At 39.6% G+C, this 15,957-nt stretch carries 17 protein-coding genes; 10 read left to right on the top strand and 7 right to left on the bottom strand.

The annotated features are described in order from the left end of the window. Nucleotide 1 precedes the first annotated feature (1 nt). Complete coding sequence (modA, locus tag OQZ33_RS03655; protein WP_265797698.1) at nt 2-778, bottom strand: molybdate ABC transporter substrate-binding protein; 777 nt, start codon at nt 776-778, stop codon at nt 2-4. Continuing rightward, a complete protein-coding gene (locus OQZ33_RS03660; protein ID WP_265797699.1) occupies nt 775-1,275 on the bottom strand; it encodes a molybdopterin-dependent oxidoreductase in 501 nt (166 codons plus the stop codon). Before OQZ33_RS03660 ends, modA begins: the two co-directional genes overlap by 4 nt. 157 nt (nt 1,276-1,432) lie before the next feature. Here OQZ33_RS03660 and OQZ33_RS03665 point away from each other — a divergent pair, with 157 nt between their 5' ends. The 9 genes from OQZ33_RS03665 to moaCB are packed head-to-tail and all read left to right on the top strand — an operon-like array spanning nt 1,433 to nt 8,202. Further along, the gene (locus OQZ33_RS03665; RefSeq protein WP_265797700.1) at nt 1,433-1,609 is read left to right on the top strand and encodes a hypothetical protein; all 177 of its coding nucleotides are present in this window, start codon (nt 1,433-1,435) and stop codon (nt 1,607-1,609) included. A 43-nt stretch (nt 1,610-1,652) separates the two neighbouring features. Beyond that, on the top strand, nt 1,653-2,762 hold the full coding sequence (locus OQZ33_RS03670; RefSeq protein ID WP_265797701.1) for an XdhC family protein: 1,110 nt from the start codon (nt 1,653-1,655) through the stop codon (nt 2,760-2,762). Continuing rightward, the gene (locus tag OQZ33_RS03675; RefSeq protein WP_265797702.1) at nt 2,762-3,352 is read left to right on the top strand and encodes a nucleotidyltransferase family protein; all 591 of its coding nucleotides are present in this window, start codon (nt 2,762-2,764) and stop codon (nt 3,350-3,352) included. Before OQZ33_RS03670 ends, OQZ33_RS03675 begins: the two co-directional genes overlap by 1 nt. Continuing rightward, nucleotides 3,349-4,329 (top strand): GTP 3',8-cyclase MoaA, encoded by a 981-nt coding sequence (moaA, locus tag OQZ33_RS03680; RefSeq protein ID WP_265797704.1) that lies wholly within the window; start codon nt 3,349-3,351, stop codon nt 4,327-4,329. Before OQZ33_RS03675 ends, moaA begins: the two co-directional genes overlap by 4 nt. After that, nucleotides 4,330-5,502, top strand: coding sequence for a gephyrin-like molybdotransferase Glp (glp, locus tag OQZ33_RS03685; RefSeq protein ID WP_265797705.1), 1,173 nt, complete (start codon nt 4,330-4,332; stop codon nt 5,500-5,502). A gap of 12 nt (nt 5,503-5,514) precedes the next feature. Beyond that, nucleotides 5,515-5,745 carry a MoaD/ThiS family protein gene (locus tag OQZ33_RS03690; protein WP_265797707.1) on the top strand — a complete coding sequence of 77 codons (231 nt, stop codon included), beginning with the start codon at nt 5,515-5,517 and terminating at the stop codon, nt 5,743-5,745. A 2-nt stretch (nt 5,746-5,747) separates the two neighbouring features. Then, nucleotides 5,748-6,845 carry a HesA/MoeB/ThiF family protein gene (locus tag OQZ33_RS03695; protein ID WP_265797708.1) on the top strand — a complete coding sequence of 366 codons (1,098 nt, stop codon included), beginning with the start codon at nt 5,748-5,750 and terminating at the stop codon, nt 6,843-6,845. Nucleotide 6,846: 1 nt separating this feature from the next. Then, the gene (locus tag OQZ33_RS03700; protein WP_265797709.1) at nt 6,847-7,290 is read left to right on the top strand and encodes a molybdenum cofactor biosynthesis protein MoaE; all 444 of its coding nucleotides are present in this window, start codon (nt 6,847-6,849) and stop codon (nt 7,288-7,290) included. Between the two features lie 3 nt (nt 7,291-7,293). Beyond that, nucleotides 7,294-8,202, top strand: a complete 909-nt coding sequence (gene moaCB, locus OQZ33_RS03705) for a bifunctional molybdenum cofactor biosynthesis protein MoaC/MoaB (protein WP_265797710.1) — start codon at nt 7,294-7,296, stop codon at nt 8,200-8,202. A gap of 13 nt (nt 8,203-8,215) precedes the next feature. Here the strand turns inward: moaCB and OQZ33_RS03710 are convergent, their stop codons facing one another. Together OQZ33_RS03710 and OQZ33_RS03715 are read right to left on the bottom strand one after the other, a co-directional pair. Then, nucleotides 8,216-9,247 (bottom strand): S41 family peptidase, encoded by a 1,032-nt coding sequence (locus OQZ33_RS03710; RefSeq protein ID WP_265797712.1) that lies wholly within the window; start codon nt 9,245-9,247, stop codon nt 8,216-8,218. A 156-nt stretch (nt 9,248-9,403) separates the two neighbouring features. After that, complete coding sequence (locus OQZ33_RS03715) at nt 9,404-12,022, bottom strand: glycoside hydrolase family 78 protein (RefSeq protein WP_265797713.1); 2,619 nt, start codon at nt 12,020-12,022, stop codon at nt 9,404-9,406. Between the two features lie 339 nt (nt 12,023-12,361). On the opposite strand from OQZ33_RS03715, the gene OQZ33_RS03720 reads away from it, so the two are divergent. Then, the gene (locus OQZ33_RS03720; protein ID WP_265797714.1) at nt 12,362-13,477 is read left to right on the top strand and encodes an acyltransferase family protein; all 1,116 of its coding nucleotides are present in this window, start codon (nt 12,362-12,364) and stop codon (nt 13,475-13,477) included. Here the strand turns inward: OQZ33_RS03720 and OQZ33_RS03725 are convergent. From OQZ33_RS03725 to OQZ33_RS03735, 3 genes are all read right to left on the bottom strand, one after another. Further along, a complete protein-coding gene (locus tag OQZ33_RS03725; protein WP_265797715.1) occupies nt 13,474-13,878 on the bottom strand; it encodes a hypothetical protein in 405 nt (134 codons plus the stop codon). The genes OQZ33_RS03720 and OQZ33_RS03725 overlap by 4 nt on opposite strands. Before the next feature lie 439 nt (nt 13,879-14,317). Next, nucleotides 14,318-15,091, bottom strand: coding sequence for a hypothetical protein (locus OQZ33_RS03730; protein WP_265797716.1), 774 nt, complete (start codon nt 15,089-15,091; stop codon nt 14,318-14,320). 67 nt (nt 15,092-15,158) lie between these two features. Further along, nucleotides 15,159-15,740, bottom strand: a complete 582-nt coding sequence (locus tag OQZ33_RS03735) for a Crp/Fnr family transcriptional regulator (protein ID WP_265797717.1) — start codon at nt 15,738-15,740, stop codon at nt 15,159-15,161. Nucleotides 15,741-15,957 lie beyond the last annotated feature (217 nt).

The following is a 15,957-nucleotide window of genomic DNA, read 5'->3' on the forward strand; positions in this document are numbered from 1 at the left end:
GCTAATTTGGTAGATGATAACCATTGTTTTTAATAATTTTTCTGGCCGATGCTGACGAAAGGTATTCATAAAATTTTAATGCATTATTTATTCCTGATTTTTTTGCATGCGACAGCAAAACAACCGCTTGTTCAATATTTTTATAACTTTTTTGATCGATCCTCGCCCATTTCAACTTATCTTTAAATCCGTTTTCATATAAGAAAGATTCGGTGGTAAAACCTAAACCAACAACTCCAGTTTGAAGGTAGGTGTTCACTTGCGAGATACTTTCTCCAAATACCAGTTTATGTTTTATTTTGTTCTCTAAATTATAAAATTTTAACGATTGCCGGGCGGCATAACCATATGGTGCAGTTTTTGGGTTGGCAATAGCAATTTTTTTTACCGCACCCATCGATACCAGTTTTTGCCAGTCTTTTATATCACCTTGCACATTTCCACATATAATAAGACTCCCAAGTGCATAAAGTTTTGGTTTTTGAATTCCATAACCTGCAGCAAAAAGTTTTGCAGGGAATTCTGTATCTGCAGAAAGAAAGATATCGTAAGGTGCCCCATTCATAATTTGAGTAGTTAGCTTGCCAGATGCTCCGGAAACCACTTCGGTGTTGATGCCTGTCTGTTTTTTAAAATCTGCCTGTAATTTTTTAATCACCGCTTGGGCATTTGCAGCTACCGCAATGCGAATGGTTTGAGCGTAGATTTGTGCATTAAACAGCAGTAATATGCCGATGCAAGCCATCATCTTATTGGCAACTGATTTAATTTTGATCATTTCGCAAACTCAATTTTTATACTCGTAACTTGTTTTATACATCTCGCTGCCCGCTTATCGTTTTCGACAATAATTCTAAACGGACCTTCAGTAGAAAGAAGCGGCTCATTGTCCACAGTATCTGCCAAAATAATCTTTTCATCTGTAAAATCTGCATCCATTTCAGCCAAAGAAAATACGACCTGATAACCATCAATCGCTTCAATAATCACATATTTTATCAAGTTTTGCCTTGGTAAATCTGTAACAAGTGTGGCCCCACCTTTAGCCAAAACCGTAGAAAGTAGCACTCCAGAATATTCATAATTTGTGCTATCACTATCCTTCCGTGAAACTTTAACCCTCGACATGTTCGCTAAATCAGCTGAGGTTAGCGTGTAAGGTTTAGTAAGCACCCCACTTATCTTTACCGCATCGGTAGTTTGGGCGAAGGTTCGGCTAAAAGAACAGATCAGCAAAAATGAAAGAATTAATTTGGGGATGATATTGGGTTTCATAAATTTAATAGGCATCCTGGTAAGCTAAAGTGAGCAAATATAATTTATAACAATTGGTTTTGGATTCGTTTAATTCAACTTTCGATATTGTTGGGCGAATGGCCTAAAGGTTGTAAGATTGCTGTTGGTAGAACAACATTATTTTTACTATTACCAAATGCCAAGGATTACTGATATTCCGCCAATTGAAGTTCACATTATGGACAAAGATGTAGATGCTGGTGGTATTGGCAAGCCAGGTTTATCCCAATTTGCTCCTGCATTAACCGAAGCCATTTTCGATTTAACAGGAAAAAGGATAAGAAAATTACCATTCGATATGGCTAGTATTTAATTTTTATGCCAATCTTGCGGTTTGGTTCGAATAAAATCCCTGTATGAAAGAAATTGTTGATATTCTGGCTGCTTACCAAAAAGCCATCGCTGAAAATAAAAAGTCGGCCTTGGCAACGGTTGTAAAAGTAGAAGGTTCATCGTATAGGCGCCCAGGCGCCCGAATGTTGGTAACCGATGATGGATTTTTAACGGGTGCCATTAGTGGTGGTTGTTTAGAAGGCGATGCGCTCAGAAAAGCACTTTCGGCTATTCACCAGCAGGAAAACAAGTTGGTCACCTACGATACCACCGACGAAGATGATGCAAAATTCGGCGTTCAACTAGGCTGCAATGGCATTGTTCATATTCTTTTCGAGCCCATTTCACCCGAAGACAAAGCAAACCCGATTGAGATTTTAAAAGCAGCAAATAGCCGACGGGAAAACTGTGTTATTACAAGTTTGTTCTCATTAGATAGCAAAAATCAGCCCGGCTCAATCATGTTATTCAGGGAGAAAGATAGCCTGGAAAAAATAACTGATGCCATTATAGGTTCCATTAAAAATGATGCTTTTGATGTATTAAAGTTAGGGTTATCGAGATTTGAAACTTACGCCATTGATGGGCAGGATTTTGATGCTTTTCTGGAATTTATCCCTCCTCCTATCCAGTTAATTATTGCCGGCGCAGGAAACGATGCACAACCGCTTGCTGAGATGGCAAACATTTTAGGCTGGGAAATTATCGTTGTTGATGGCAGGCAAACACACGCTTCGCAACAAAGGTTTCCGAATGTGAAACACGTTTGGGTAGCCAAACCAGAAGCCCTTTTACCACAAGTGGAAATAGACGGGCAAACAGCGTTTGTGTTGATGACCCATAATTACAATTACGATACTGCACTTTTAAACTTGCTCTTACAAACGAATGCCCCTTACATTGGCACCTTAGGACCGAAGAAAAAGTTGATCAGAATGTTGGAGGAGCTGAATCAACCGGAACAGGAAAGTAAATTAAATGGACCAATTGGCCTGGATATTGGAGCGGAAACTGCCGAAGAAATTGCGATTTCTATTATTGCAGAAATTAAAGCTACGTTTTCGGGCGCTTCTGCAGGGATGCTGAAAGACAAGAAAAATCCAATACACGTTTACGACAACAAAAGCAGTTAATGAGCAGCGCAATTATCATTTTGGCCGCAGGAAACTCCAGCAGATTGGGAAAGCCGAAACAGCTTTTAACCTACCAGGGCCAAACTTTAATTGATATTACAATTGCAGCATCGGTAAAAACAGAATTTCATCCGATCGTGGTTGTATTGGGTGCTTATGCCGAAGAAATAAAGCAACGCTCTGCAGGAGCTGAGGTTTTTTATGCTGTAAATGAGCGGTGGGAAAATGGAATGTCGTCAAGCATTTCTTTCGGCTTACAAACCGCGTTAGCTATCGAACCTAAAATTGAAAATGCTATCTTTACAGTAGCAGATCAGGTACATATCAAGGCGGAAATATTCGAACAGTTAAATTCTGTTCATCAATCGACACTAAAAAACATAGTTACCTGTGCCTATGCTGAAACAACTGGCACGCCAGCATTGTTCAACAAGAAATACTTCAAGGAATTGCTAAATTTAACCGGTGAAACTGGAGCTAAGAACTTACTAAAAACGCATGGTGATGACACCGTTAACATTCCATTTGAGTTGGGAAAGATTGATATTGATACTGAAGCAGATTACAATAATTTAATTAACAATAAATGATAGCAGATTCGTTTGGAAGGGTGCATGATTATTTGCGAATATCGTTGACCGATAATTGCAATTTCCGCTGCTTTTATTGTATGCCAGAGGAGAATTATGATTTTACTCCAGCATCGCGTTTAATGAAACCTGCTGAGGTACTCGCTTTGGCAGAACTTTTCGTAGCGCAAGGGGTAAAAAAAATCCGTTTAACTGGCGGCGAACCGCTCGTTCGTAAAGATGCTGCAGAAATTATAAAAGGATTAGGCAAACTTCCGGTAGAATTGGTAATGACCACTAACGGAACCCGCATTGCGGAAATGTTGCCTGTTTTAATTGAAGCCGGTATTAAAACCATTAATATCAGTCTCGATACTTTACAGCCTGAAAAGTTTTTTATGATTACCAGGCGCGATGTTTTTCACCAGGTGAGAAGTAATATCGAACTATTATTACAGCATAAAATCGCGGTAAAAATAAATATGGTGGTGATGAAAGGTCTTAATGATGGTGAAATAAATGATTTTATCAAATGGACAAAACACAACCCTATTCAGATCAGATTTATCGAGTTTATGCCTTTTTCAGGTAATAAATGGACAAGCAATAAAATGTTTTCCCTGCAGGAAATATTGCATGTTGTAGAAGAAGATTTTACCGTGTTGCCTGTAGAATCTGCACCCCATGATACAGCCAAACACTTTATGATTCCTGGTCATGAAGGGTCATTTGCCATTATTAGCACCATGACCGCTCCTTTTTGCAGCACCTGTAACCGCATGCGCTTAACCGCTGATGGCAAACTGAAAAATTGCTTATTCTCTGATGGGGAAACTGATTTGCTAACGTCATTAAGAAACAATGAGGATGTCCTTCCTTTAATTTTTGCCTCCATTTGGAGCAAGAAAAAAGAATTGGGCGGACAGCTGATTACCCATTTTGAAAACCTGGATGCTGACGCGATAAAAAACCGAAGCATGATAACCATTGGGGGATAAATGATAAGTGTTGAAGAGGCTAAAAAGCTAATTGGAGAACATATTTCTCCACTTAAACCAGTTTTAAAACCATTGCAGGAAGCTGCCAACCAGATCCTTTCAGAAGATATCATTGCCGCTTTCGATATTCCTGCTTTTCGTCAATCTTCTATGGATGGTTACGCCATCATTTTCGATGATGTGCATGAAGAGTTGAATTTGATTGGCGAGATGGCTGCGGGAACTGCTCAAAAATTAATCATATCCAAAGGCAAAACCAGTAGAATATTTACAGGCGCACCACTGCCCCAAGGTGCAGATACAGTGGTAATGCAGGAAAAAACCAGCAGGAAAGATGATCGCATTACATTCGATGATGAGAGGCTCGTAAGGGGTGCAAACGTGAGGGAAATTGGTTCTGAAATCCGAACTGGCGAGCTGGCTATGGCAAAAGGCGATTTACTTAGCCCGGCGGCGATGGCTTTTCTAGCTGGTATTGGAGTGAGTGAAGTAATGGTTTATCCCAACCCAAGTGTAGCCATAATACTTACAGGCAACGAGCTGCAGCAGCCAGGCTTACCTTTGCAATTCGGCCAGGTATACGAATCAAATTCTTATTCGCTTGCCGCCGCTTTAAAGAACGAAGGCATTTTTAATGTCGAGATTTTAAAAGCTGAAGATTCTCTGGAGACATTGACAGCTGTTTTGAAGGAATCTTTAGTTAGAAATGACGTGGTTTTGCTCACTGGTGGTGTAAGTGTTGGCGATTACGATTTTGTGCTTCAAGCTGCGGCAGATTGTGGCGTAAATCAAGTTTTTCATAAAGTAAAGCAGAAACCTGGAAAGCCACTATTCTTTGGAAAAAAGGAAGACAAAGTTGTTTTTGGCCTTCCAGGAAATCCATCTTCCGTATTAAACTGTTATTATAATTATGTGATTCCTGCGTTGAAGCAGCTTTCGAGTAAAGCAACCGGTCTGAAATTAATTCAGGCGGAATTAACACATCCCTATCAAAAGCCACCGGGATTAACCCATTTTTTAAAGGGAGTTTACAAAGATGGAAAAGCCACACCGCTTGGTGCTCAAGAATCTTACCGATTGAGTTCTTTTGCCCAGGCAAATTGCCTGATTCAATTGACTGAAGGGCATGAAAATTTTGTTGCAGGAGAAACTATAAATGTGATTTTAATTTAGGATTGATTTAAAATGGAGATAGAAATCATCAGCTTTGGAAAAATATCAGAATTTATCAGCAATCAAAAAATTACTATTGATTGTGGAACGACTGATGAGTTGAAGACACACCTGGAAAATATTTTTCCGCAGCTTGCGGGAATGAAATACAAATTAGCGCTGAATAAAAATCTCGTTCAGCAGAATAGTGAGATCAAAAACAGCGACAGCATTGCAATTATGCCACCATTTTCAGGAGGATAAAAATGAATACGGAACGATACCAAAGGCAAATTATTCTAGGTGGATTCGGCATTGAATCTCAGCAGCGCTTAACCGAAGCGAAAGTTTTGGTTATCGGCGCCGGTGGTTTGGGCTGTCCTGCGCTACAGTATCTTGTAGCTGCTGGTGTTGGCTGCATTGGCATTGCCGATCATGATGTGGTGGAACTTTCCAATCTGCAAAGGCAAGTCCTTTTCGGGATGGATGATATTGGATTATCAAAAGCAGAAGTTGCGGCAAAACGGCTTCAGCAAATGAATCCAGAAACCGAATTAATCCTCCATCCTATTTTAGTTGACCGAACAAACGTTGCCGAAATCATTTCTGGCTATGATCTTATTTTTGACGGAACAGATAATTTTGAATCGAGATACTTGATTAACGATGCTTGTGTCTTGCTTAAAAAACCATTGGTTTTTGCTGCCGTTTCTGGCTTTGAGGGGCAAATTGCTATTTTTAATGTGGCCAACGAACTTGGTATTAGCACCAACTATCGCGACTTATTTCCTTTTCAACCAGGCGCTAACGAAATCCCTAACTGTGCCGAGAATGGCGTTCTGGGTGTTCTACCAGGAATTATCGGAACGATGGCGGCGGGGGAAATTATTAAATTACTTACGAAGATTGGCAAACCGCTAATTAACAAATTACTCCATTATAACCTGCTCAGTCAGGAGCAATATGAAATTAATATCAGTCCTTCAGATGAATATCAAAAAGTAACAACAGAAGCCGAATTGATGAATAATAATATTGAGAATCCGATACAAAGTTACATCGAGATTGATGCTGAAAGGATGATGGAGCTGAGTAAAAAAGATTCTACCCTAATTATCGATGTTCGGGAGCGGCATGAATTTCCCAGACTAAATGCCAACACTTTCCAACAAGTTCCCATGTCGGAATTTGATAGATTTGCCTCCTCGAACATCAAGGCAGATCACATTGTTCTGCTTTGCCAACATGGCATTAGAAGTGTTGCAGCAGCAGAAAAACTGCATCAAAAATATGGTGATACAAAAAGAATATACAGTTTAAAAGGCGGTATCACTAAATGGAGAAACCATTTTTTAACCTTTTAGTATGAGCGAAAAAAAAATCAAGAATATATTTGTCGATGGCCCGGTTTCACCAGAATTTATAGCCAAAAGCATCGCCAACCACAATATCAAAACCGAAATCGGTGGCCATAGTATTTTCATGGGACAAGTGAGAAAGGATGAGATTGACGGAAAAATAGTTTCAGCAATTGACTATACTGCATTTGAAGACCTGGCATTAAATAAGATACACGAAATCAGAGAGGAAATTTTTGACAAATATCCCCTCAGTTGCATGCATATCCACCACAGTTTAGGTACAATCAAAGCTGGTGAGATTTGTCTATTCGTATTCACCTCTTCGAAACACCGTAAACCTGCTATCGAAGCCTGCAACGAACTGGTAGAAAGAATTAAATCAGAACTTCCCATCTGGGGAAAAGAAATATTTGCCGATGCAAGTCATCAGTGGAAAGAAAATATTTAAAAAATGGTCAACATCACAAAGAAATCAAATACCTTAAGAAAAGCGATTGCAAGTGCAACGGTGCGTGTTTCTAAACAAGAAACCATCGATGCTGTGGTGCAAAGAAAAGTACCTAAAGGTGATGTGTTCGAATTCGCCAGAGCAGCTGGTTTATTTGGAGTAAAACGCACTAGCGATGTCATTCCAGATTGCCATCCACTTCCTGTAGAATATACTTCCATTACCTTCCAGATTAAAGAAATGGAAATTGAAATTTTGGTTGAGGTGCATACCATTTACAAAACAGGTGTTGAAGTCGAAGCCATGCATGGTGCTTCGGTTACGGCGTTAACGATGTATGATATGCTGAAGCCCATTGATAAGGGTATCGAAATTAGAAACATCAGGTTACTTGAGAAATCTGGCGGAAAATCAGATTTGAAAAACAAACAATTCACTGAGCTTAAAGCTGCTGTGGTCGTTTGTTCTGATTCGATTTTTCAAAAGCAAAATGAAGATTTATCGGGCAAAGCGGTAATTGCCAGGTTGGAACAATTTGGAATAGCAACCTTAAAGTACGATGTTGTGCCCGATGATGTGGAGGTGATTAGAAAGGTGGCTACTGAACTTTCTAATGAACAGCATCAGCTATTGATTTTTACCGGCGGCACGGGTTTGTCGCCACGTGATGTTACACCCGAGGCAATTATACCACTTTTAGATCGCGAAATTGAGGGCGTTATGGAAACCGCCAGGCGCTACGGACAAGAGCGAATGCCTTATGCCATGCTTTCACGCGGTGTTGCTGGTTTTATTGGAGATACGCTGGTACTGACTTTACCAGGATCGAAAAACGGAGTTGAAGAAACAATAGATGCACTTTTCCCACAAATACTACACTTATTTAAAGTTAATAAGGGGCAAAAACATTAATGAACGACAAGTTTTATCCCTCGTTTTCAAAAAATTTTATTGCTTCTTTAATGTTTCCATCGGTTAGCAAATCATCGAAATGGTCTTGTTTTGAAATCAGAACATCGGGAACAATATTTTCATGATAAACGCCATTTCTATCACTGTAGTAAGAAGTCGTTAAGGCCATTGTCGCATCAAATGGAAGCGGCCAGTAAATATTAGCGGTTGTGGCACCGTAGGTAGCTTCTCCTATAAATTTTGTATTGGGCCTCCCTTTAAATGCAATTGCCGTTACCTCCCCAGAGCTGGCTGTAAAGACGCCTGTCAACACAGCTACTTTTGATTGATCTAACAATGCTCCGCTTGGTTTAATGTATGACATCTTCTTATTTTCAAATAGATAATTGCCCGATCTTAATTCATCTACACTTTGGGGTTTCTTGTTCACATCCATTACGCCCCAAATTTTATTATCTCCCAGAAAATCATACAAAGCTAAAAGCATTGGCATAGAATTTCCGCCGGTATTGAAACGTAAATCAACTATCCAACCTTCAATTTTATTATTGTTTTTAATAGCGGCTATCTGGTCATACATCGGTTGAGCAATTTTGTGAATGTTTTCGGCGCTCAAATCGAAAAAGACCATTGCAGGCATTAGAATGTAACCATATTTTTCTCCGATCACTTTTACCTCAAAGGCAGGCTTACTATCATACTTTTTCTTCCATTGCTCGCTGTAAGCGTCTTTCGAAACTATTTTACCTTTTGCGGCATACTTTTGTTTTTGATAATAAACATTACAATGAGTTGCTCCAATCTGCTTAAATAGAAGCGGTAGTTCATTCAATGATTGATTAAAGTCGCTGTAAGAAGTTAATTTTTTATTTGTTTCAGCTTCAACTGCTGACCAATTTACCGTTCCTTTATGTAAGTATTTCTTTTTTAAGGCAGAAAAAATCTCCTTATATAATATCGCAATACTATCCTGGCTTGTCTTTTTCTGAGCCTTTAAATTAAGAGAAGCGCTTAAAACAAATACGAGCAACAAATTTTTTTTCATCAATTCTTATTCAAAAGATTAATCAGTGTTCAGCGATTTTAAACGATCAAAGCAAAACCGCTAAACTTTATGGATCAGACGATCATTTTGAAAGAATGGTTGCAAATTGTCTTCTGAAAGCTTTTCAAATCATATAACACAATGAGCAACAACAAGCTACCTCACTTCGAAAGAATAGCTACCAGCTGAAATATTAATGTTATTAGCGATCAGCTTTCCATTTAAGTATACTTTTTCCCCATTGGCAACAGGAACTTCAACATTAGCTGTAGCATTCGCCGGAACCTTAACGTCGTACTTAACACCCTTGGCATTCCGCTTCCATGAAGATAAAATGGTGCCGTAAGGGCTCTCGTGACTTGCCGTAAAATGATCTAAACCCGAAACAAAATGTGGTCGTAAAAGAATGTTTTTAAACCCAGGATTTTGTTCATCAATTTTGATTCCGCCAATCCCTTTAAAAAACCAGGCGCCTATTTCACCAAACATCATATGGTTATCAGAAATATCTCTTGTGGCTTTCATATCCCAGTTTTCGAGCAAGGTAGTCGCACCGTTTACAATCCACCAACCCCAGCCCGGGTATGTATCCTGCGAGGCCAGCTTGTAAGCCGTTTCGGCTTGTCCATTATCGCTTAGCGCATTTAAAACCGCTTTGGCCCCTAAAACGCCAACATCTATGTGCATACCATCTGCTACTACTCTTTTTGCCAAATTTTCCGCAACCCGCTGCCGATCGGTATAAGCTACTATATTCCACTGCAAAGCCATGCTCAATTCTGTTTGAACACCCGAACCGTAAATTCCAGTTTCCGAATTGAAGTACTTATCATTGATGGCTTTTTTTATTTTCGCCGCCAAAGCGCTATAGGTTAAATAATCGTTCTGGTGATGAAACAATTTTGCCGTTTTCGCCAAAATATCAGCATCAACATAAAAATAAATCGATGAGGTGTACTCCAGGTTCGATGTGGAATTTACAGGTACCCAATCTCCCCTGCCGAAACTTGTTAAACCATCCTTACTCCTGCTGTTGATGTAATTTACATACTGTTTAATGTTTTTATAATTATCTGCAAGCGCTTTAGTATCGCCATAAAATTGGTAAATATTCCAAGGAATGATGGCAATAGTGCTGGTCCAATCCGTCCCATTTGCAGTGCCGTAACCCCATCCACCTGTTGGAATAATATCTGGCAGAACGCCGTTTGGCTGTTGCTCATCGCGGTGGTCACCCATCCATTTCTCATAGACCGTAACAGCATCGAAGTTGTACAGGCCGGTTTCTACAGCAAAGTGCCCGTCGCCCGTCCATCCGTTCTTTTCCCGTTGAGGACAATCCGTTGGAAAGCCAAATAAATTTGATAAATAAGAGTTGTTCGTTGCCCACCAAATTTTATCAATTAACGGATTTGATGATGAAATTTTGCCTATCGCAGGTACATCGCTGTGCATAAAATAACCAACCAAACTTTTTTCTTCCAACTTAATAACCTTGCTTGAGGTAACCTCAACATACCGGAAACCTTTGTAATTAAACAAGGGAATAAACTCTTCTTCGGCACTGCCTTTTAAAATAAAAATATCAGTCTGGAAGGGGTCTTCATCATCTTTAGGGCGATAATAAACATCGATGTTAGATAAGTCTGCACGACCATTCGAATCCAACCTTTCTGCATGTTTCAACCGAATTACTGTTCCTTCTGGCCCTGACACTTTTAGTTTTGATACGCCGGCGATGTTTCTTCCCAAATCAAAGAGATAAGTGGTGTCGTTAAATTTGCGTAGTTTTTTTGTCTTTATTTCCTCTACGTTCCGAATGGGATGCATGCTTTGGGCAACAATGTTTCGGGAAGGGGAAGCCCTTAAAGTGATACCTTTCCATTTCGAATCATCAAAATCTATCGTGTGCCAACCTTTTTGTTCCACGCGGGCATCATAATGTTCGCCGGTATAAATATTGTTCGATATAATGGGGCTCAAACTCGTTTTCCAATCATTACCCGAGGTTACGATATCAGTCGAACCATCGGTGTAAGTAATCCGAAGATCGAGGCAAAAAGTCGGCCGTGCCCTCCACGGTGCTTTATCAAAATTCCACACCGCTAATGCCTGATGATTGTACCAGCCATTCCCCAGCAATACACCAACCGCATTTTTCCCCTGTTTAAGCTGCGAAGTGACATCATAAGTCACATATAAATTTCTTCTATCGAAACGGGTATACATGGGATCTAACCGATGATTACCTACTTTTCCCCCATTTAAATAAAGTTCGTACAAACCCGATGCAACGATATACGCCCTTGCCGACTTGATTTGTTTAGCGGAATTAAAAACTTTTCTGAAATATGGTGCCGGTCTGGTATCAATGTCATTTCTGTCGCTAATCCAGGTGCCCCGCCAGTTTTCCATCCCCATCATACCTGTTTCAAAACTCGAGATCGTTGACGAAACCAATTTATTATCTTTGTCAGCTACTAAAACCTTCCAATAATACCTGGTAAATGGCCGCAACGCCCTCCCCTTGTAAACCACTAAGCTGCTGCCTGACGTTATTTTACCCGAATCCCAGTTAACATTAAGCTTCCCCGTTAGGTTAAGCGAATCGGTGCCTACTATAACTCGGTAGCTTAATTGCAAAGCGCCTCTTCTATCATCATTCATCTTCCACGATAGCCTTGGCTCTGGGCTATCAATGCCAATGGGCCGCACCAAATGATCACATTGAAGACCAATTATTTCTGCCGCAGTAACAACTTTTATTGTCAGCATGAGTATAAAAGAAAGAAGAATTAGTTTGATTATGGATTTATTCATCGCGTTGATCCTGCTATTTGATGCCTGGTTAGTTTGATTTGGTTAATAAAAGCTTGGTGGAAAATATAGGCTCAAGAGCAAATAAAATCACATCAATCGTTTTAGCAATGGTTCGAATATAAAAATATTAAACTCAATTATCTTCCATGTATCGATAATAACGATTGTCTCTTTTTTGTTTCAATATCAAAACAAGATTTAATAATTCAAAAACCAGGTTCATTTGTAAAATATCTGTCGGATTAAATAATATTTCTAGTTTTTAAGCAATTTGCATGTTCCTGACTTCCTATCATGACAACTGATTTAAAAAACGAGCTTGCTAGCAAACCACACTACCGTATTTTAGATGGGTTACGCGGTGTTGCAGCAATAATCGTCGTCACGTTTCACCTCACTGAGCCTTTGGGGACTGGTCATTTAGATATTTTGGTCAACCATGGCTATTTAGCTGTAGACTTTTTCTTTTTATTATCTGGCTTTGTCATTGGTTATGCTTATCACGACAGGTGGAAAAATATAACGGTCGGAAATTTTTTCAAACGCCGTATTGAGCGCCTTCAACCCATGGTAATTTTAGGAATGACCCTCGGTGCTATTGGATTTTACTTTACCGACTCTACAATCTGGCCGCTCATTCATACCATCCCGCTATGGAAAATGTTGCTGGTGATGCTTATTGGTTATACCATATTGCCAGTACCACTTTCACTCGATATTCGCGGCTGGCAAGAAATGCACCCTTTAAATAGTGTAGGCTGGTCGCTATTTTTCGAATACATAGCGAATATCCTTTACGCGGTATGGATAAGAAAGTTTTCTACCACAGCGTTAACGATTTTAGTTATACTTTCTGCCATTGCCCTTGCTCATTTAGCCCTAACAAATGGTGATGTTAGCGGCGGATGGACACTTAACCTCGAACAGGTGAGGGTTGGATTTACCCGCACCATGTACCCTTTCTTTGCAGGCTTGCTATTATCAAGAATAGCAAAGCCTATAAAGATTAAAAATTCCTTTTTATGGTGTAGTCTATTGGTTGCCCTGGTTCTCTATATGCCACGCATTGGTGGCGCCAATCATTTTTGGATGAACGGCTTTTACGAATCTGTGTGCGTTATCGTTGTATTTCCGGCTATCGTTTACCTGGGTGCAACTGGTACGATGCGTACCAATCGAGAATATAAAATCTGCAAATTTTTAGGAGAGATTTCCTACCCACTTTACCTGGTCCATTACCCATTCGTTTATTTTTATGTCGCCTGGATCAGTAACAATAAAGGCATTACCCTTATGCAAGCCTGGCCTTATGCCCTATTAATTTTATTTTCCAGTATTATTTTGGCTTACGTGGCACTGAAATGGTATGATGAGCCTGTGAGAAGATGGTTAAGGAAAAAGATGGGTTAAGAGGCTATTGCAAGTTTGAAATTTATAGCGAGGCAAACCTCACAACAATAATACTTGAAGAAATACTTATGATTGATATTGAACAGCATCATTCTATTTATATGATGGTGGCGGGCCGGTAGGTGGGGTGATGGTATACCTATTAAAGTTATTTTTGGCCCCTTCGCCTCAATTAATCCTAACGCTCCAATTTTTCCATATTTCTGAACACCTTCATCCGGGGTTAAAATAATGATGTAATCGGATCCCTCCATTCCGCCAATGGTTCCGCGTTCAATAGCTTTCCCATTCACTACGATTAATTTTTTAGACACCGGCATCGCCTTTTTTAGCGAGGCATCATATTTATAGGTTAAACTAATCCTACCTGGTATGGCAGTATTAACCCCCTCAATCGCCACGCCCACTTTAAGCGTATCACTGCTTTTCTGTAGTAATTTATTAAGAATGATTTACATAACTGTTGTCATCGATATTATATTTGCTAATCGCTCTCGCTCCACAACTGGTAGCCGCCGAAATTAGAATAACAAGGAGCGCTGCAACCCTATTTGTAGTTGAGGATATTTTTAACATAAAGATTGAATTTAGAGATGCAACCAATTTAATGATATTTTAATTTAAAAGCAACAACGCATTACCCTACTGATTCTCATACAGTCATATTGAGTATCGGTGGAAGTGCCGCCATATAGCCACTAAATGATGTCGTTTAAATTTTTTATTTATTAGAAACTGAAAATACCCTAGAGACAAAACCGAAGATAACTAGACCGTTATGATATCGCACTGAAACTTATTCCATAAATATGCTAAGCATTATGCGCCTGCATCAAGGCTTTATGCGAATCCATTACCGAGCAAGGCGTAATAAAAAAGCAAGCTTACAAAAACAAAATAAAACAACCCAAAAACGATGACTGGAACTTTGTTTTTGATCCTGAAAATCCAGACGAAGGCAGGCAAAAGTTGTAAAGCATGTAAGCCAAAAAAATGTGCTATTCTTAAATCTCCATGCTTTATGCTCCAGTTAAAAAACCAAACTCCTTGCCCACCATCAGGAGCCCCAACGGTATGCGCCATCCGTTGACCGATAAAGCCACCCTGAAAAGCAAAAAAAATAGAGATAAGTAACCCTAATCTAATGGCCCAAACCATGGTCTCAGGTAATGCTGATGATAACGGTTTAAAAAACCGGATCGATAAAATGAGCGAAAATATTGTTTGTAAAACGATGACAATCCCCATCAACGCATATAATATGATATTATAGGTGCCTGCCTGATTGAAGTGAGAAAGCTCGCCCCTCGCCGCCTGAGTGGCAACGCACAGCATCTCGAAGCTCATTGCGAAAACAGTAAACCTGACAAAATATTTTTTAATCTTCTCTCCCTCGATGTAACCCAGCAATACCAGCCAGGTAAGCGAATAAATGGCTATGGAAAGCGCAAACTTAAGTGGCTTGATCCATAAATTGATGCCCAGTAATACCCGGTTTTCAAAGGGCAACAGTATCAGGAAAAACAGGGCCAACAACAGGTGAATAACACCACAATAAAACAATAACTTAGTAGCACTTTGGCGATACGTGATTAAATTCAATAATGTTTTCATTGGGGCAAAATTGCTTAAAAGAAAAGCATGCAAAAATAACCTAGGTTACTTATTTCCGTTCAACCTTTTAAATTTTCCTGCCCGCGATATTTCTCCTGATTCGACTTAAACTTTGAGGGTGTATGCCCAGGTAGGTGGCGACATGTTGGATCTGTATTCTTTTCAATATTTTTGGGTAGGCTTTAATAAGATTAAGATATCGCTGTTCTGCAGACAAATTGGAAAGGTCATACCGGGAGCGCCCAATACTGATAAAAAGGTTTTCAGCAATCAATCTTCCAAAGCGCTCGAACCTGGCACCCAGTGAATAAAGCTCCTTCATATCGTCATAGCTGAGGCAAAAAATTTCAGTATCTTCTAGGGCCTGGATAAAACTGGCCGAAGGTTGCAGTGTCAAAAAGCTTTCATAGTCACCAAGCCACTCGCCTTCAAAAGCAAACCAATGGCTTTTTTCGCCTTTTTCGGTGACGGTGAAATATCGCAATCCCCCATGATTGATAATAACCATAGACTTGCAAATGTCCCCGGTACTTAGGATAAATTCATTCTTTTTTACATTTCGCCGTTTGAGGCGTTTCATAAACAGAAGGAGTTCCTCCTGATCAAAATCAACCAGTTCAGTTAAAGCACTGATGACATTTTCGTCCATAAACCGCAGCTAAGTTTTGCGTAAAGATAAAATGTATTTATGATACATCATCAATCGAAACTCCTTAATAAAGCGGATGGATTTATAGTCTCAAATTAACAGTTATCAAAACTTTTAAACGGATGACCACCCAATGTCTTGACGCTACTTACCAGGCTTTCGGCTGTTGAGAACTAACTGATCTATGAATCCATTTTGTTTATACCTTCGCCTTTTA

It is taken from the genome of Pedobacter sp. MC2016-05 (assembly GCF_026239735.1).
Taxonomy (GTDB): Bacteria; Bacteroidota; Bacteroidia; order Sphingobacteriales; family Sphingobacteriaceae; genus Pedobacter.